The organism is Bacillus sp. FSL K6-1366, assembly GCF_037976695.1.
In the GTDB taxonomy this organism is placed as follows: Bacteria; Bacillota; Bacilli; order Bacillales; family Bacillaceae; genus Bacillus; species Bacillus subtilis.
The window spans coordinates 2,966,423-2,984,364 of record NZ_CP150268.1 but is presented as its reverse complement, the minus strand read 5'-3'; the positions used below and the strand labels follow the sequence as shown (position 1 = coordinate 2,984,364).

Sequence of the window (17,942 nt, the reverse complement as noted above, 5' to 3'; positions counted from 1 at the left end):
CTTACTCTTCCTCAAGCGCTTTTTCGGCCATTTTTGCAAGATGCTGCGCGCTTCCTGAAATCTCCTGCATCGTGGCGGAAATTTGTTCAACGGCAGCGGCTTGTCCGTCTGTATGCTGATTAATCGACTCAATGGATTCCTCCAGCCCTTTCAGCAGGCTGTGGATTTTTTTCGTAATCTGGTCAATTTGGCCGACATTTTCTTTTGAATGCGTCGCTAGCTTTCTGATCTCATCTGCGACGACAGAGAATCCTTTTCCAGACTCCCCTGCTCTTGCCGCTTCGATCGCGGCGTTCAAGCCGAGCAGATTGCTTTGGTCAGAGATGCCTTTAACAGTTACTGAAATATCGGCGATTTCACCGGCGCTTTCGCTTACTTTTTTCGCCTGAGAGGAAATGCCCGACATTTGAGTTGAAAACCCGTTAATTGATTCAGAAATGTCGGAAATAGCCGCGGCTGTTTGTTCAACGACAGCTGATAAGCTTTCCGCCACATCATGCAGCTTTGACGACTCCTCAAGGCTCGTTCCGAGGCCGACGCCTCCAATGACTCTTCCATTCTCGTCGTGCAGCGGGATGGCACGCGCGATCAATGGGAAGCCGAACAATTCTTTCGGAACCATGCTCGTCTTCTTCTGATTGCTGCGGATGGCATCTGTGATGATATCCCCTTCCTGCAGCGGATCGCCGGCTTTTACGTTCAGCGAAAAGGTTTTGGCCGGTATATTCACGAGCAGTTTTTCCGTATCATAAATGCCGATTGTAATATCATCCTGAACCAGGCTGTTTAAATAAGGGGCTACTTTGATAAATGCGTCCAGAATATCTGCGGTTTCTTTTTCCGTGTTTATGGTCAATTCCATTCACTCCTTTTCATTAATAAGGGAAGCTGCGTTTTTCGTGCTGGACCGAGATCCATTTCAGCGTTGTAAATTCTTCGAGGCTCCACTCACCGTTTAAACGGCCGAGGCCTGATTGCTTTTCACCGCCGAAGGCTACATTCGGTTCATCATTGATGGTCGTGTCATTGACGTGAATCATGCCTGTTTCAATGCGTTTCGCAAAAGCCACGCCGCGCTCAAGATTTGACGTGTGTACGGCACCGCTCAAGCCAAACGGGGTTTCGTTTGCGATATCCACCGCTTCGTCTTCTGAATCAAACTTCATAAAGGAGACGACCGGTCCGAACAGCTCTTCCTTGGCAATGCTCATGAACGGTTTGACGTCTTTTAAGATCGTCGGTTCCACGATCGTCCCGTTAAATCCGCCAAGCTTCACTGGTACAGCGCCTTCTTCAATTGCTTGCTCTACAGTCTTCATCAGCCCGTCCGTCTGTCTGCTGTTGATTAATGGCCCGATAATCGTATCAGGGTCCATTGGGTCGCCGACTTTCAGCGATTCCACTTTTGCCTGGTACAGCTCAAGGAACTTGTCATAAATAGAAGAATGAACAAGCACGCGGTTGGCTGACATGCAAATCTGTCCTTGATGTGTAAATCGGCTGAACACCGCCGCATTGACCGCATATTCTATATCTGCATCCTCAAGTACGATGAAGGCACTGTTCCCGCCAAGCTCAAGAAGCGGCTTTTTAAAATGCTTCATCGCAAGCTGTCCGATGTAGCTGCCGACTTTCGTAGAACCGGTAAATGAGATGATCCGCGGCACTGGATGCTCAACGAAGCTGTCGCCGATTTCAGCAATGTCTGTGACAACAACATTCAGCAGCCCCGCTGGAATTCCCGCGTTCTCAAAAATTTTCGCAATCAGCGTTCCGCCGCAAATCGGCGTTTCCTCATGCGGCTTTAGCACAACGCCATTGCCGGCTCCGAGTGCAGGCGCCACTGATTTCATAGATAAAAAGAATGGGAAGTTAAACGGACTGATGACACCGACAACACCTGCCGGCACGCGATATAATCTGTTTTCCTTGCCATCTATTGTGGACGGAAGAATTTTGCCTTCCATGCGGACAGGGAACGTTGCCGCTTCTTTTATGATGTTTTTGACAAGACCGATTTCAAAAGCTGCTTTGAGCCTTGTTCCGCCAAGCTCTTCCATAATCAAATAAATGATGGCTTCTTCGTTCTCTTCGATATACGTGACGGCTTTTTCTAAAATGGTCCTTTTCTCGAACGGATTGACCGCATCCCATTTTTTCTTCGCCAGCGCCGCTGCCCTGTACGCTTCATCTACATCGTCAGCAGTCGCTTTACGGAATGTTGTGAATGTTTTTTGAGTATAAGGATTTTTGTTTTCCAATACATTTGGGCTGCTGCCCTCCTGCCATTTCCCGCCGATAAACTGTTTATTCAACTCTTCATATTGAAACATGGTCAGCATCTCCTTTATAACCGCAAATCAAAATATGGGCGAATCTATTTTTTCTATCGGTTCATCTTGCATAAAATTGAATATACGATTAGTAAAAATTACTATCCTATGATACGACAACGCTGTTTCGCTTCTATCATTTAAAGCAGAAAAATATTTTATTGACTGCGTCAAATTTCGACAATATAATACAACAAGAACTGCATATAATGATTAGAATATTTTGAATATTTCTAGGAGGAACTTTTGATGAGTTCATTATTTAGAAAAAAACCGCTTGAAACATTGAGTGCGCAGAGCAAGTCAAAAAGCCTTGCCCGTACGTTAAGCGCATTTGATTTAACCTTGCTCGGTATCGGTTGTGTCATCGGTACAGGGATTTTTGTCATTACAGGAACAGTGGCAGCGACCGGTGCAGGTCCCGCCCTCATCATATCGTTTATTTTAGCGGGGCTCGCCTGTGCGCTGGCTGCTTTCTGTTATGCTGAGTTTTCGTCTTCCATTCCGATTTCGGGAAGCGTGTACTCATACTCATACGTGACACTTGGAGAGCTGCTCGCCTTTTTGATCGGATGGGATCTCATGCTTGAATATGTCATTGCACTGTCGGCGGTTGCCACCGGCTGGTCTTCATACTTTCAATCACTGCTTGCCGGCTTCAATCTTCATATTCCGGCTGCACTGACAGGAGCGCCGGGAAGCACGGCGGGCGCCGTATTTAACCTTCCGGCTGCGGTGATCATTCTCCTCATCACTGCGATTGTCAGCAGAGGCGTCAAGGAAAGCACACGCTTTAACAACGTTATTGTACTGATGAAAATCGCGATCATTTTATTGTTCATTATTGTCGGCATCGGCTATGTGAAACCGGACAACTGGTCTCCTTTTATGCCATTCGGGATGAAAGGCGTCATACTTAGCGCTGCCACTGTATTCTTCGCGTACCTTGGGTTTGACGCGGTTTCAAACGCATCAGAGGAAGTGAAAAATCCGCAAAAAAACATGCCCGTCGGCATTATTTCAGCTCTAGCCGTCTGCACGGTTCTGTACATCGCGGTATCGCTTGTGCTGACAGGCATGATGCCTTATGCCAAATTGAATGTCGGAGATCCTGTATCCTTTGCGCTGAAATTCGTCGGACAGGACGCTGTTGCCGGAATTATTTCTGTCGGTGCGATTATCGGGATTACGACGGTGATGCTCGCTTTGCTGTACGCACAGGTCCGCTTGACATTTGCCATGAGCAGAGACGGCCTTCTGCCTGGATTGTTCGCAAAGGTTCATCCGTCATTTAAAACCCCGTTCCGCAACACATGGCTGACAGGGATCGTTGCAGCGGGAATCGCCGGCTTTATTAACCTCGGAACGCTGGCCCATCTGGTGAACATGGGAACACTTGCCGCGTTTACGGTCATTTCCATTGCTGTCATTGTGTTAAGAAAGAAACATCCTGAAATCAAGGCGTCCTTCAGAGTGCCATTCGTTCCGGTTGTGCCGATTATCAGCGCAGGCATCTGCCTTTGGTTCATGTACAGCCTTCCCGGCGTCACATGGCTTTCATTTGTCATCTGGATCGCTGTCGGAACGCTGGTTTACTTCCTATATTCGAGAAAACACAGCTTATTAAACAAATAATCTCTTTTCAGCCGGCGGTGCCTCACCCGCCGGCTTTTTCCTTTTTTTATGTGCTATACTTTGAATACATATGAGAAAGGGAGACACACAGATGAAGCGATACCGCACTTTATTATTTGATGTAGATGATACCATCCTTGATTTTCAAGCGGCAGAAGCTTTAGCCCTGCGTTTGCTGTTTGAAGATCAGAATATTCCTTTAACAAATGACATGAAGGCGCAGTATAAAACCATCAATCAAGGTCTCTGGAGAGTCTTTGAAGAAGGTAAGATGACACGGGATGAAGTCGTAAACACACGTTTCTCCGCTTTGCTCAAGGAGTACGGTTACGAGGCGGACGGCGCCTTGCTTGAGCAAAAATACCGCCGCTTTCTTGAAGAAGGACATCAGCTTATTGACGGTGCATTTGATCTCATCTCAAATCTGCAGCAACAGTTTGATTTGTACATCGTGACAAACGGTGTGTCTAACACACAATATAAGCGTCTCCGTGATTCAGGATTATTTCCATTCTTCAAGGACATTTTCGTTTCTGAAGACACAGGCTTCCAAAAGCCGATGAAGGAATATTTCGATTACGTGTTTGAACGGATTCCTCAATTTTCAGCAGAGCACACATTAATCATCGGGGATTCACTAACTGCTGATATCAAAGGCGGACAGCTCGCCGGGCTTGATACTTGCTGGATGAACCCTGACATGAAGCCGAATGTGCCAGAGATCATACCAACCTATGAGATTCGTAAGCTTGAAGAGCTATATCACATTTTGAATATCGAAAATACCGTCAGCTGCTAATATTTATAAGAGTCTTTTTTCCTCTTGATAAATTCTTCACCTTATGAATAATATGGTGGTATGCTTTGGTTATATATGTAAGGAGGAGACTCAATTGGCTATCGCCGCCCCGTTAAAAGAAAAAACAGTTCAAAAACCAGGCACCACGGTGTATCCGATTTTGATTATTATCGGAATTTGCCATATGCTCAACGATTCGCTTCAGGCTGTGATTCCGGCCATGTTCCCTATTTTGGAACGCTCCATGAGCCTGACGTTTACACAGCTTGGCATCATCGCTTTCACATTAAACATGGTGTCATCCGTCATGCAGCCTGTTGTCGGCTGGTATACCGATAAACGGCCGCGGCCGTATGCGCTGCCAGTCGGTTTGACTGCCAGCATGCTTGGCATTTTGGGCCTTGCATTTGCCCCGTCATTCATAACGATCTTATGCTGTGTGTTTTTCATTGGATTAGGCTCGGCCATTTTCCATCCGGAGGGCTCCCGTGTGGCGTATATGGCCGCCGGCACAAAACGCGGGCTCGCCCAGTCGATTTATCAGGTGGGCGGAAACTCAGGCCAGGCGATGGCGCCGCTGATCACCGCGCTGATCCTTGTGCCGCTCGGGCAATTCGGCGCTGTTTGGTTCACGCTCGTCGCCGCGCTTGCTGTTTTGTTTCTCATGTATATTGCGAAATGGTACGCCTCACGTCTCGGCAGCCTTGCCCAGAAATCAGGCAAGCAAAAGAAAACGGCTGAAAACACGGCCATCACCAAATCTGTTGTATCTGCTCTTATTATTATTATATTTCTCATTTTTGCTCGTTCTTGGTATACGAGTGCGATCGGTAACTTTTACACGTTTTACGCGATGGATACCTATCACGTAAGCATTCAGCAGGCACAAAGCTATATTTTTGTCTTCTTGCTGTTCGGCGCAATCGGCACGTTTCTCGGCGGCCCGCTTGCAGACCGTTTTGGAAAACGCTTCGTTATTCTCGGTTCGCTGTTATGCTCGGCGCCGCTGGCGATTGTGCTGCCATTTGCCGGCCCGGTTCTCGCCTATGGCGTGCTCGCATTGATTGGCTTGGTTCTGATGTCGAGCTTTTCTGTAACGGTCGTCTACGCACAGGAGCTAGTTCCTGGAAAAATCGGCACAATGTCCGGTTTAACCGTCGGGCTTGCCTTCGGGATGGGCGCGATCGGCGCTGTGGCGCTGGGCGCTCTGATTGACGCCGCGGGACTGACCCCGACGATGATCGCCATTGCCTTTCTCCCTGTTCTCGGCATCCTTGCCTTCCTATTGCCAAGTGACCAGAAGCTGAGAGAATGGCATAGCTGAAAAAACCCCTGCCAGGCGGCAGGGGGTTTTTTAATCCAGCTGGATAAAATGAGTGTCAGGCACTGCGTGCTTCGGGATAAAGCCATCCGCAAAGTCCGGAAACGCCGACTGTATTTCATCAATCCATCTTTTCAGATTTAATATATACGGCATATAAATCATCTCAATTGTCGCTTCGTCTTCAATCCGGTAGTACCAGCAAAGATTAAACTCTTTTTCTGTCACCAGTGTAAACCCAGAGAAATGATAGAAAATCAGCGGCGTTTCATCTATATACACGCGGCCGTCCTTTTGCCCGACCTTATAGTTTTCAATATTCCAAAGCGCTGTATTGGCTCCTATTGATTTGACAACATGAACACCTTTAAACTGCTCCGGCCATTTCTCCACATATCTTTGATCACCATATGTCTTTCGTTCCGTATCCATTTCGACCGTGCAAAATTCAATACAGTCCTGTCTCCACTGCCACACCGCTTCATATGCTTCCTTTGTATTACCGGCACCGACAAAGCCTGTATTAAAGCGTCCGGTTCGGTCGTAGTAGGACATGAAGCGCGGCGAATTACGATGATCAGTCAAATACAGAGACGCCGTTGGGTTTTCTGCAAAAATACGTGCCGGATCAGAAAAGAAAAATAGATCCGTATCCATATGGGCAAAGTATTCAGCGTCATCCCACTTGCTCATCACATGAAACAAAAAGGCAGGCTTTAACGTCCAGCAATATTCATGAAACGTTCTGTTGCTTTTCGCTTTCAGCAGCTCCGGGTCTTCCATTTCATGCAGCTGCACAAAGGTTACATGCTCCCATGGAACGTGCTGAAGCAATTCATATGCTTTCTGGTCGACACACAGCACATATAAATGAAAATCATCGCAATGCTCATGGAGAGAATGAATCATAGGCATGAGCTTAAAGATATGTGTCCTTGACACTATCGTTGAAAAATGAAATGTACTCACTTATACCACATCCAATGATCTAAGATCCACGTGCAGCAAATCGTTGACAAGCGCATACAGTGCGTTGGCAAAATCGTTCACGCCTAGCTTTTTCTTCGCCTTAGGCAGAAGCTTGCGGACAGTTTGCAAATCAAAGCTTTTCGCCGTCACCCTTGGGGATTTCTTTCGCCAATCCGGATCAATGTTGCGCTCTTTAACAACATGCAGAAGCTCAAGAAACAGATTCAGCAGCATATCATATTTCTGTGATTCCAGCAGCTTTTGAATATCAGCCATGATTCTGTTCGTCATGTCAGGCGGGAACGGCCCATTAAAAGCGAGATGAACGTCTAAGGAGCGGATGTTATTGTATTTATCGCACATATAGGCAATGTTTGCCCGAATATCGTCTACAGACTTACAATTGCTTGGATGTTCCTGATGAACACTGACAATATCACGGCGAAGCCTGAAGGTCAATCCGGCCTGATGAAGCCTGATCCCGAGGTCATAATCCTCAAACCCGTACCGCACAATGCCTTCGTCAAATAAACCGAGGTCAACCACATGCTTGCGTTTCACAGAGGAATTATTCGTGATAAAAAAGCGCCATGGCATATGATAGCCTTTCAAGTCATCGCCGTACTCATCTAAAATCTTCTTGAGCACGTCTATAAAGTCGGTATCGAGGTCAAAGCTTTTATCAAGAAAGCTTCCGTTTTTGATGTCCGCTTCCTCCAGCAGCTTTTGTTTGTCTTTCTTCGGCATTTCACCTGTGAGCTTTGCGAGCTGTTCCTTATGTTCTTCTTCAAACCGTTCATAGTAAAAACTGTAGATCCGTTTCCAAAACAACCCGCAAACGACGAGATTCTCTTCGTTCTCATGGGCTTTAATATGTTTTGCCACAAGGTCCTTTGCCGCAAGCATATCGCTGTCATGGAAAATCAGGATGTCTCCTCTGGCATTGCGAAGCGCCTGATTTCGTCCGTACGCAATGCCCCTGTTTTCTTTAATCCGTGTAAAGATCAGCGGAAAATCAGCTTGAAATGACTCAAGCATCGAGAGCGTCCCGTCCTCAGAGCCATTGTCCGCTACAATGACTTCGAATTCTTCATCACACTCCTGCTGGCTTAATGACAGAAGGCTGTTGTAAAGACGCTCCTTTGAATTATATGCAGGAATAATAACGCTTGCTTTCACTTCATTTTCACTTCCTGTATTTACTCATTTATTTGTTGTCATCTTTTGAAGCAAAACCGTTAAATTCAGGGTCTAACGTTTTCATGTGCTGAATGATATGCGGCAGTGTCTCTTGATACAGTTCATGCACAAACGGCAGATCTGTGCGGGTTGTTTCATGAATCTGTTTGATTTCATTGATGCTGACGATTCGGTATCCGCTGAAATGATAAAAGATCAGCGGACTGCCATCCTCCAGCACGATCCGGCCATCTTTCCAGGAAAACGTATGCTGTCCATAATTCCAATGGCCGATGTTCACGCCGGGTGTTGTAATGTCACACACATTCGGAAACAGCTCAGACATATAATCCAAATAGCCCTGATCACCGAATTTCCCTTCACCCGGTGCATTTTTGCATTCCTCAAGACAGCGTTCCTTCCACCACTCCAAGCAATCCGTGCCTGCATCATCATGCTTGAAGCTGATAAACCCGGAATTATATCTGCCTAAAAGACGCTGCAGCATGTCAATCTGCTCTTTCTCAAAAGAAGGGATTACAATATCCCCCCGTGAAAGCAGCACCGAGCAGTCCGGCTGGTTTTCAAAAATCGGCGATGGATCTGCATAGAAAAAGAGATCCCCGTCAATATACGTCACGCGCTCCAGCTCAGGATTGCTGTTCAGCACAGCTTGCAGAAAGATCGGCTTCATCGTCCAGCAATACTCACTTTGATCTCTAGTTTCCTTCAGCTTCAGCAGCATTTCATTTTCAAGAGCGGTCACCGGCACAAGGTTCAGCTGCTTCATCTTCAGCTTCTGTAACACGCGGTGCGTATCTTCATCCATGCAAAGTATAAAAATGGGACTGTCTTGATCAACTTGCTCTAACGACTTAAACAAAGCGACTGCCTGATATAATCTTCCTTTTGATAAAACGGTGCAATACGCGCTGGTCACAGTCTTGTTCACCTCGTTTCACATTACTTTTTGAAGAATTCCGTATACCACTCAATCGTTTTTTCAAGTCCCTCATCAATAGTGTAGGCCGGTGTCCAATTCAGCAGCTTTCTTGCTTTTTCCGCGGATAAATATTGATGTTTGATTTCATTGCTTCCCTGATTCAGCACCTTAGGTTTCAGATTACTGTTCATTTTCTTTAATATTTTCTCTACCAGTTCAAGTACGGTCAGCTGGATCTCATTGCTGAAGTTAAAGGCCTCTCCGGCAAGATTGTTTTCTTCCATTTTTTCTGCAAGAAGCAGATAAGCCTGAACGGCGTCTTCAATATAGAAGTAGTCCCGTACAAATGTGCCGTCGCTTCGGATTTCCGGCGCTTCCCCGTTCAGCACAAGCTGAATCGTCTGAGGAATGATGCGGTTGAAGTTCAAATCTCCGCCGCCGTATAAGTTTCCGCAGCGCGTAATGCAGACCGGAAGCCCGTACGTGTGAAAATAGGTGTGGCTGATCAGATCTGCGCAGCTTTTTGAGACGTCGTACGGGTGCTTGCCTTGCAGCGGCATGTTTTCATCGTATGGAAGGTTTTCTTGATCGCCGTAAGCTTTATCACTTGAAGCGACAATGATCCGCTTAATTAACGGATGCTTGCGGCAGGCTTCGAGAATATTCCAGGTGCCGAGGATATTCGCTTCAAAGGTAGAAATCGGGTTGCGGTTTGCCACGCCGACAATCGCTTGTGCAGCAAGATGAAAGACTGTGTCGATCTCATACTCGCCAAGCGCGCGTTCAATCACAGCCAAGTCCTCAAGAGAGCCCCGCACGATGTTCATTTTCTTGATATGTTCTCCCTGATAAAGATTGGATTGAGGCACATGATCCCTGACTAGCCCCGTAACGTTTGCGCCCTGTTCGATCAGCTCTTTCACCAAATAGCTTCCTAAAAGACCTGTGCATCCCGTGACAAATACGTTTTTATTTTTCCAGAAACTCAAATCAATTCACCATACCTTCCATACTTGTTGTCCTTGATTCCACATTTTGTTGACTTCTAAGAGATTTTTATACGTATCGATGGCCGTCCAAAATCCGTAATGGCGGTACACAGCAAGCTCCCCATCTTTGGCAAGGTTCTTCAGCGGTTCATCTTCGAACATCGTGTTCCCGTCCTTCGGCAAATAATCGAAAACCTTTGGACTAAGAACGAAGAATCCGCCGTTGATGATTCCATCACTTGATGTCTTCTCAGAAAATGTTTTCGCCATGCCATCCTCAACCGTCAAGGTGCCAAACTGCGAGACTTTGTCAATGCCGGTGACAGTCGCGGCAGCACCTTTTGTCTGATGATAGCTGATGAGATGGAAAAGATTGATATTGGCCAGCCCGTCTCCATAGGTGAGCAGAAATGTTTCATCACCGATATAGTCTTTCGCCTGCAAGATTCTTCCGGCTGTCAGCGTATCTACCCCAGTCTCCAAAAACGTAATTTTCCACGTTTCAGGCTGCCCCAGCATCTGTACCTCTCCCGTAGAGCTGTCGAGTGTCAGGCTGTTGTGCTTCCATTCATAGTCGAGAAAGTATTCCTTGATTTTTTCTCCTTTATAGCCCAAAAGCAGAATAAACTCGTTTACTCCGTAGTACTGATAAATTTTCATAATATGCCATAGAATCGGTTTGCCGCCTATCATGGCGAGCGGTTTAGGAATGTCATTCGTGACTTCACTCATTCTCGTTCCTTTTCCGCCGCAGAGAATGACCGCTTTCATCTCTACCCCTCATCTCTATGAATATTGAGTTCGAAACCTGGTACATCTTCACAATCTATCAAGGCATTTCCCCGATAATTTGTCCGATTTCAATCCGGTTTCAAAATCTACTGTAATGATATGAGAGAAAGACGGCCTTGGTGACCAAATAGAATCTATTTTTTGAAGTTGGTTATGTAACCAAAAAAAAGAGCCTTCAGCGAAGGCAATGCGCCCGCTCAAGGCTCTTTCTCATCTTTATTTGATTTCTTTTTCCTTGCCGTAATGATAGTCAGACGGATCAACGGCTGTGAAATCACTTAGTTTATGGAACCTCAGCAAGTCTTTGTACAGGACACTGTCTGAAAGACTCAACTGCTGGGTCACTCTTGTTTTCAGATTCTTCGTTTCTTCATTCGCTTTCAGTTTTTCACCTGTCTTCGTATCGTAAATGATATTGTCAACTGATGTGTACTTCGGCGTTACGAAGTCTCCGTTTCTGAATGCCACCGTATCGTCGTGGTCTTTAGAGAATAAATCAGTACCAAAGTTGATATATTTCTGAGAATCAATTCCTTCTAAGTGCAGAAGTGTCGGCATAACGTCAATTTCGCCGCCATACGTATGGTTCACTCCGCCTTTTTTGCCAGGAACGCGGATCATCAGCGGCACACGCTGGTTCTGTGCGTTTTGATAATCTGTGATCTCTTTTCCAAGAATCTCTTTCATCGCTCGGTTATGGTTTTCAGAAATACCGTTATGGTCACCGTAAATCATGATGACTGAGTTGTCATACAGGCCGGCTTCCTTCAGCTCCTTGAAGAATTGCTCAAGCGCTTCGTCAAGGTAACGCGCTGTCTGGAAGTAGCTGTCAACTGTGTTATCGCCTGTTGTCGCTTTTTTAAGAGACGCGTCTTTTTCATCAAGGTTAAACGGATAATGGTTTGTCAATGTAATCAAATGCGCATAAAATGGCTGTTTAAGAGATTCAAGCTTTGGAATCGATTCTGTAAAGAACGGCTTATCCTTAAGCCCCATATTAATCACATTTTCATCTGACATATCATACGTGCTTGCGTCGAAGAACTTGTCATATCCGATATGTTTGTAAATCTGGTCACGGTTCCAGAACGATTTGTAATCACCATGCAGGACGGCGCTTGTATAGCCTTCCTTCTGGTCTAAAATCGCAGGAAGCGACTGGTAGGTGTTTTCGCCTTTCGTCACAAACGCGGAGCCTTCAGGAAGACCGAAGATCGAGTTATCCATTGTCAGCTCGGCATCAGATGTTTTTCCTTGGCCTGTCTGATGGAAGAAGTTATCAAAATACGTCACATCTTCCCCGCCGTGCGCAAGTTTATTTAAGAAAGGCGTCACCTCTTCACCGTTTAGCTTGTAGTCAATCAGGAATGACTGGAAGCTTTCGAGGTGGATTTTAATGATATTTTTGCCTTTGGCAGAGCCGAAGTACTCGGCGTTCGGTTTCGCATAATGAGACGTCGTGTAATTCTCGACGCTTGTTAAATCATCGCTGCTTGCATAGGCCCGTTGCGTTTCTGTTTGAGCCGTCTGCACACCGTCATAAATGGTGTAGTTGTAAAGACCTAAATACTTCACGATATAATTGCGGTCAAACGTTCTTGTTAGCAGCTGCGGACGGTCTTTTTCCGCATAGTGCAGGTTGATGAAAAACAGTGCGATCCCAGAAAGGATCACTAAAGACGCAAAGCGTTTTTTCATTTTGTATTCTTTTAATTCAGGTCTCCAGATCAATACCGCAATCAAAATGATAATATCTAAGAAATAGAAAATATCATGACCGGCCATGATACTGAAAATCCCGTCTCCCATGTTTCCAACGTTTCCGGACTGTTTAATGTTCGGGAACGTCAAGAAATCGTCAAAGAAACGATAGAATAAAATATTTGCATATAACACAAATGTCATCAAGAAATCGATAATCAGCATAATAATGGCTGATTTACGCCCTTTCGCCAGCAAAGCCAGTCCTAAAAAGAAGACGGCGCTTGAGAATGGGTTAAATATCAGGAGGATCTCCTGAGTTGTGCCTTTTACCCCAAGATTAAACTCAGTCTTGTAGGATAAATACGTTTTTGCCCAAAACAGTATAACAGCCAGCACAAAAAAGCTAAGTTTGTAAGAAAAAAGTTTCTTCATGGCAACCTCTACTTTCTTAAACACTTTAAGTTCTTCATTCATATTTACCTGCTCTTTATATCCTGCCTTCCAATTCCTTCTTTCCAAACAAAATCAAGGCATCACACAACAAGAAATACACCGCGGCAAGCCGGAATATTTATGTTTCGCACCATATCATTTTTATTACAACCATTTGGAAACCAATCACTGGACGAAAGAAACCTTCATTTCGTTTCACATTTTTTTCTTGGAAATAAAAAAAGGATTTCTTTTGTCATGTGTGCCTTTGAAAAAAGAAATAGATACCGAGTATAAGAATAACATAAACTAGCAAAAACGAAAAATAGGTTTTGCAGACAGCCCGCCCTTCCGGCGGACTGAAGTTATTGTATGCATCAATGTTTAGCGCGATCACTATTTTTTCTAAAGGGTAAAAAAGACTGGATGTCTCCAGTCTTCTTTATCTATATCCCTGCCCAGACATCCTTAGCGTACATACCGGTATCCTGCAGATGTCTCAGCCAGTTTTGCGCTTCTTGCTCCCCGGTGCCATGGACAGACTGATACGCCTTTTGCAGTGCCGCCTCCACATCCGGGGCCATTTTGCTGCCGTCACCGCATACATAAAGCCTGCCTCCGCGGTCAAGGATCGATATTAACGTTTCTGCATGGTCAGCCATGACATGCTGGACATACGTTTTCGGCATGCCTTCTTTACGGGAAAAGGCTGTGTGGACAGTGACGATTCCGTCTTTTTCAAACTGCTCAAGCTCATCGCGGTATATAAAATCACGATCGTTCCTGCATCCAAAATAGAGATGAGCTTCACCGAGCGTTTTCCCCTCCCGTTTTAAAACTTCGCGGGCTTGAAGGAAGCCGCGGAATGGCGCGACTCCTGTGCCTGGTCCGACCATAATGATTGGCGTTTCAGGGTCTTCCGGAAGCTGAAACCGGGATTCCGGTGTGCGGACAAACATCACGACATCATCACCGGCTTTACGCTCAGCTAAATCATTTGAAGCCACGCCCCTGTATTCGCCACGGCCGCTCCACGAAGGGCCGCGCACGACGCCGACTGTGATCGATGCTAGCCGCGGATTCACTCTTGGAGAGCTTGAAATTGAATAATATCTCGGTTTTAGCGGACGTAAAAGCTCTAAAAATCGTTCAAACGGCATGTCGCATGCTTCGTACTTTTCAAGCAGATCCAGCATGGAAATTCGTTTTTTCAATATTTGCTCCTGATAAACACCCTCTGCTGTCAGTTCTTCTAATTCGCGCTTATGCGGCGGACACACTGTAAAAGCGGCCAGTTCACGTATTTGCGCTCTTGTGGCTGCTTCCTGGACCTCAACGCTGTAGCTGAGAAGATCATGCAGGCTGACAGGACGGCCCAATGGCAGATGCCCTGCACTCCGGCCGCTTGCCGACAATGTCACTTGATCGGTTCCCTTCAGACCGAATCTGTGGAGAATCCGGTTGACATTGGTTTGGCTGTTTTTTGGCAATACGCCAAGATGGTCGCCCTCTTGATATTCAACATCCGGCGGCAATGCAATTTCGATATGGCGAGTGCTTCGATCGCTGTCTGCGGACTGGAGTTCACGATTTTCGGCAATGGATGCGTGAGAGGCTTCGTACGATCTAGCGAGCGGAGACTCGCCCAGCCCTCTGACAAACTGAAGGCTTAGCGTGCTTCGTTCCTTATCGGCGTTTTCATTCAGCTCCAGTCCGAATGCCTTAATGGCGTCCGCCCACATGCTTTTTTTCCACTCGTCAAGCTGCCCTTCAAAATCACCGCTGACATCACCTTCCCCGCGCGCAGAAAACCGAGTCGCGCCTTTCTCCGCAAGCTGCTCATCAATGAATCTCGGCACGTATTGATACGTGCTCGCCCAGTTGTGGTCGCCGCAGCCAAATACCGCGTAATGGACGCCCTCAAGCTCACCCGGTTTGATTTCTTGAAGCCACTGCACGAATTGTCCGGCATTGCTTGGCGGCTTTCCATTATAAGACGAGGTCACAATGACAACCGCTCCCTCTTTCGGCAGCTTTCCAATCCGGTCGTTCAGAGGTGCTGTCTTTGTCCTTACGCCGTGAAGACTGGCAGTATCAGCAAGCTCCCGGGCGACGCCTTCTGCGGTGCCGGTATCTGAGCCGTACAGCACGAGAAGCGGGCGGTTGTTAAGACCGATGACCGATGCACCCTTTGCTTCCGTTTTCTCCTTTTGCTCATCAGGCGCGGCTTTTTCAGCTGCCTGGACGTCTGCATGAATGGCTTCCTGATGACGGCTTTGAACCCTGATGTGAAAATCGCCCGGCTTAAGTGTTAAGGTTTGTTTGATATCAAGCTCATAATTCTCATGATCAATCAATGTGAAATATTTTAGAATCATGCCTAACACAAGTGTGGCTTCATGAAGGGCAAACTGCATGCCGATACAGGCCCGTTGTCCATTTCCGAATGGTTTGTACGCATGATGAGGCACTTGGTCCCGATGCTCAAACCGTTCCGGCCGGAATTCTTCTGCGTCCTTTCCCCAAGCGTCTCGATCACGATGAAGCTGCGGAATCAGCACAGAAATTCTGTCATTCGTCGTGATCGGAAATTTTCCGCCAATGACTGTGTCTTCTTTTGGATAAAGGCTGAAAGCCGGAGCTGTCGGCCATAAGCGCAGTGATTCATTTAAAATCATCCGTATGTATGTAAGCTCCAGCACTTGTTTATAGGTCGGCGCTGCATCCGTCAGCACCCGATCGACCTCTTCATACGCCTTTTTCAGTTTGTCAGGATGCTTCAATAAAAAGTAAGTCGCAAAGGAAAGCAGGCCGCTCGTTGTTTCATGGCCGGCAATCAAAAACGTGATGATCTGAAAGCGGATATTTTCATCGTCGAGCTTTTCACCAGTTTCCGGATCTTCCACATTCAGCATGCGGGCGAGCAAATCTTTTTCATCCTGGTCTCCATTCGCCCTGCGCTCTGCAATAATGCTGTCGACTAACGAAAACATCGTTTGAATATCATGGCGGAATTGCCGCTTTGTTCTGACCATAAGCTTATCTTGAACATCAAGCCGCTGCATTTGATGCATCGCTTCATCAAGCGCCCGCACCATGCTGTTGATAAACGGGTGGGGCGTTTCTCTGTAGTAACTGTTAAAGCGGTAGTTAAACCCGCATAGCCCAATGGTGTCGAGCGTCAGCCGGGTCATATCTCCCGGGACATCGACTGCTTCATTCGGATTGAGCCTTGCCCATTTTTGAATGAGCTGAACAGCGATATCGACCATTTTCTCATGATAGTCCTTCATGGCCCGCTGGCTGAACGTCGGCATCAGAATGTTGTGCGCTTTTCTCCAGTTAGGCTCATGCGTCCAGCTCGTAAACAATCCGTCACCGGAAAACGCGCGGACCTTTTCCAAGGCGCCTTCAATGCTTTTATCAAACCGTTCTTCATCACAAACCTCTTTCACCAATTCGTGGCCGGACACTACAATGGTCGTGCCCGCGGGTGTATGGATTTGAAAAATCGGGCCCTGTTCTTCCGCCAGTTTGATCAGCGAAAGCGTCGGCTTGTCTTTATCGATTAAAGGCAAATTGCCGAGCGGCCCAAACGTCTTCGGTTGAGGAATCGGGCTTGTTTCCTTCATCGAACCATTCCTTTCCGTATGAGATGCCTTCTATTTGACTACATTTCCCTTTCATGGTCATGATTATTCCGTTCTCCCAATTGACGCATGATCGCTGTTTTTTCTATACTTGAGAAGCTGTACAATACGCGAATAAGGTGAGTTTATATATGGATTTTGAAATTCGGTTTTTATCCTTTTATGTCATACAGGTGGAAGGCAAAGATGAGCAGGCGAACAAGCAGTTCAAGCACTTCCAGACCCTTGATACGGGCGAATTTGAAGAAAGCGAGCTAAAGGACTTTCTCGACGGGGAACTGAAAAAAATCGTCAAACGGAAAGCCGACCGCCATCCGCAGTCCGAGCAGGTGCCGACGAAAATCGGCCATTTTATCGTCGAGCCCGGCCACGAGCTCGATTCCAACCCAAACTACAACATGTTCAACCGCGCGCGTCTGGCGGAAACAAAAGAAGACTTCAATGAGCTGAGCGAGCAGTTCGTCCGCACGTACCTTGACACAAGCGCGGTTCGCGGCGGCGTGTTTCTCGTCGCTTCGGCCGTGCCGAGAAAATACTTTGACGAGTCATTTGTCTTTATTATGAAATGTGATTTTGAGCCGAAGGTCGCCCGCATCTCTGACACGTCTTCTCTCATTAAAAAAGTCGAAATGGCGATCACGACAAAAAACATGAAAAGCATCCAATACCCGTACATGCCAGAGGAAGGAATGGTCGAGGAAGGTGAGCTAAAAATCCATCAGGCCTCGCACGCCCGCTATTTTGAGGACTTTCTGAAATTCGTCGAGTACGGCGAATCGATGCCGGAAATCATGAAAAATCAGGTCATGAACATGGTACAGGAGCACGTCTACGAGACATTTGAAGACAACAGCGAAGAGCTCAAGCAGTTCGAGCACGACATTGAGATTTGGGAAGCAAGCGAAAAGCGGGAAATCCAAGAGCGTCTCGACACCCATCAAGTCATCGAAGCCTCCGCCCAAATCATCGAGCACACGCCAGAGGCCCAGCTGAAAATGAAAGTCGGAGAAACAGAGATTAAGGGATTGCTAGCGGATTTTGGCGATTCTATTCATCTCGCAAAAGTAAACGGGCGCTATGTCGCGCTGATTGAAGCCGAGACGATTTCGTTTGAGAAAGGCAGTTCACCGGTGGAGTTTTATAAGCCTGAGGGTTTGATAGAGATCGTAGATATGATTAGCAAAAAATTAAAGTAA

At 46.5% G+C, this 17,942-nt stretch carries 13 protein-coding genes; 4 read left to right on the top strand and 9 right to left on the bottom strand.

The features are described from left to right. Position 1: 1 nt before the first annotated feature. Positions 2 to 862 carry a methyl-accepting chemotaxis protein gene (locus MHI44_RS15565; RefSeq protein WP_003233767.1) on the bottom strand — a complete coding sequence of 287 codons (861 nt, stop codon included), beginning with the start codon at positions 860 to 862 and terminating at the stop codon, positions 2 to 4. 13 nt (positions 863 to 875) lie between these two features. Beyond that, positions 876 to 2,333, bottom strand: coding sequence for a benzaldehyde dehydrogenase (yfmT, locus tag MHI44_RS15560; protein WP_019712579.1), 1,458 nt, complete (start codon positions 2,331 to 2,333; stop codon positions 876 to 878). A 249-nt stretch (positions 2,334 to 2,582) separates the two neighbouring features. On the opposite strand from yfmT, the gene MHI44_RS15555 reads away from it, so the two are divergent. From MHI44_RS15555 to MHI44_RS15545, 3 genes are all read left to right on the top strand, one after another. Further along, positions 2,583 to 3,968: an amino acid permease gene (locus MHI44_RS15555; RefSeq protein WP_003233771.1), complete on the top strand. Its 1,386-nt coding sequence runs from the start codon at positions 2,583 to 2,585 to the stop codon at positions 3,966 to 3,968. A 91-nt stretch (positions 3,969 to 4,059) separates the two neighbouring features. Beyond that, positions 4,060 to 4,767, top strand: coding sequence for a YjjG family noncanonical pyrimidine nucleotidase (locus MHI44_RS15550; protein ID WP_032677442.1), 708 nt, complete (start codon positions 4,060 to 4,062; stop codon positions 4,765 to 4,767). A gap of 94 nt (positions 4,768 to 4,861) precedes the next feature. Further along, the gene (locus MHI44_RS15545) at positions 4,862 to 6,091 is read left to right on the top strand and encodes an MFS transporter (protein ID WP_014479139.1); all 1,230 of its coding nucleotides are present in this window, start codon (positions 4,862 to 4,864) and stop codon (positions 6,089 to 6,091) included. A 30-nt stretch (positions 6,092 to 6,121) separates the two neighbouring features. Here MHI44_RS15545 and MHI44_RS15540 read toward each other — a convergent pair whose 3' ends face one another. The 7 genes from MHI44_RS15540 to cypD all read right to left on the bottom strand — a co-directional run bounded on the left by MHI44_RS15540 (position 6,122) and on the right by cypD (position 16,728). Further along, positions 6,122 to 7,057 (bottom strand): putative nucleotide-diphospho-sugar transferase, encoded by a 936-nt coding sequence (locus MHI44_RS15540; RefSeq protein ID WP_015252589.1) that lies wholly within the window; start codon positions 7,055 to 7,057, stop codon positions 6,122 to 6,124. After that, positions 7,058 to 8,236 (bottom strand): glycosyltransferase family 2 protein, encoded by a 1,179-nt coding sequence (locus MHI44_RS15535; RefSeq protein WP_339202365.1) that lies wholly within the window; start codon positions 8,234 to 8,236, stop codon positions 7,058 to 7,060. A gap of 28 nt (positions 8,237 to 8,264) precedes the next feature. Further along, positions 8,265 to 9,176 carry a putative nucleotide-diphospho-sugar transferase gene (locus tag MHI44_RS15530; protein ID WP_339203565.1) on the bottom strand — a complete coding sequence of 304 codons (912 nt, stop codon included), beginning with the start codon at positions 9,174 to 9,176 and terminating at the stop codon, positions 8,265 to 8,267. 23 nt (positions 9,177 to 9,199) lie between these two features. Next, positions 9,200 to 10,168 (bottom strand): GDP-mannose 4,6-dehydratase, encoded by a 969-nt coding sequence (locus tag MHI44_RS15525; RefSeq protein WP_080529050.1) that lies wholly within the window; start codon positions 10,166 to 10,168, stop codon positions 9,200 to 9,202. A 6-nt stretch (positions 10,169 to 10,174) separates the two neighbouring features. Continuing rightward, positions 10,175 to 10,939 (bottom strand): glucose-1-phosphate cytidylyltransferase, encoded by a 765-nt coding sequence (locus MHI44_RS15520; RefSeq protein WP_003244408.1) that lies wholly within the window; start codon positions 10,937 to 10,939, stop codon positions 10,175 to 10,177. Between the two features lie 237 nt (positions 10,940 to 11,176). Next, positions 11,177 to 13,096, bottom strand: a complete 1,920-nt coding sequence (gene ltaS1, locus MHI44_RS15515; protein ID WP_024572622.1) for a lipoteichoic acid synthase LtaS1 — start codon at positions 13,094 to 13,096, stop codon at positions 11,177 to 11,179. A gap of 446 nt (positions 13,097 to 13,542) precedes the next feature. Next, positions 13,543 to 16,728, bottom strand: a complete 3,186-nt coding sequence (cypD, locus tag MHI44_RS15510) for a bifunctional P-450/NADPH--P450 reductase (protein ID WP_217024743.1) — start codon at positions 16,726 to 16,728, stop codon at positions 13,543 to 13,545. Positions 16,729 to 16,877: 149 nt separating this feature from the next. Here cypD and MHI44_RS15505 point away from each other — a divergent pair, with 149 nt between their 5' ends. Then, positions 16,878 to 17,942, top strand: coding sequence for a DUF3900 domain-containing protein (locus tag MHI44_RS15505; RefSeq protein ID WP_134156867.1), 1,065 nt, complete (start codon positions 16,878 to 16,880; stop codon positions 17,940 to 17,942).

What these genes read in the sequence shown, in the direction of transcription:
- MHI44_RS15565 (WP_003233767.1), bottom strand. Translation starts at nt 862, where the DNA reads ATGGAATTGACCATAAACACGGAAAAAGAAACCGCAGATATTCTGGAC.
- yfmT (WP_019712579.1), bottom strand. Translation starts at nt 2,333, where the DNA reads ATGTTTCAATATGAAGAGTTGAATAAACAGTTTATCGGCGGGAAATGG.
- MHI44_RS15555 (WP_003233771.1), top strand. Translation starts at nt 2,583, where the DNA reads ATGAGTTCATTATTTAGAAAAAAACCGCTTGAAACATTGAGTGCGCAG.
- MHI44_RS15550 (WP_032677442.1), top strand. Translation starts at nt 4,060, where the DNA reads ATGAAGCGATACCGCACTTTATTATTTGATGTAGATGATACCATCCTT.
- MHI44_RS15520 (WP_003244408.1), bottom strand. Translation starts at nt 10,939, where the DNA reads ATGAAAGCGGTCATTCTCTGCGGCGGAAAAGGAACGAGAATGAGTGAA.
- ltaS1 (WP_024572622.1), bottom strand. Translation starts at nt 13,096, where the DNA reads ATGAAGAAACTTTTTTCTTACAAACTTAGCTTTTTTGTGCTGGCTGTT.
- cypD (WP_217024743.1), bottom strand. Translation starts at nt 16,728, where the DNA reads ATGAAGGAAACAAGCCCGATTCCTCAACCGAAGACGTTTGGGCCGCTC.
- MHI44_RS15505 (WP_134156867.1), top strand. Translation starts at nt 16,878, where the DNA reads ATGGATTTTGAAATTCGGTTTTTATCCTTTTATGTCATACAGGTGGAA.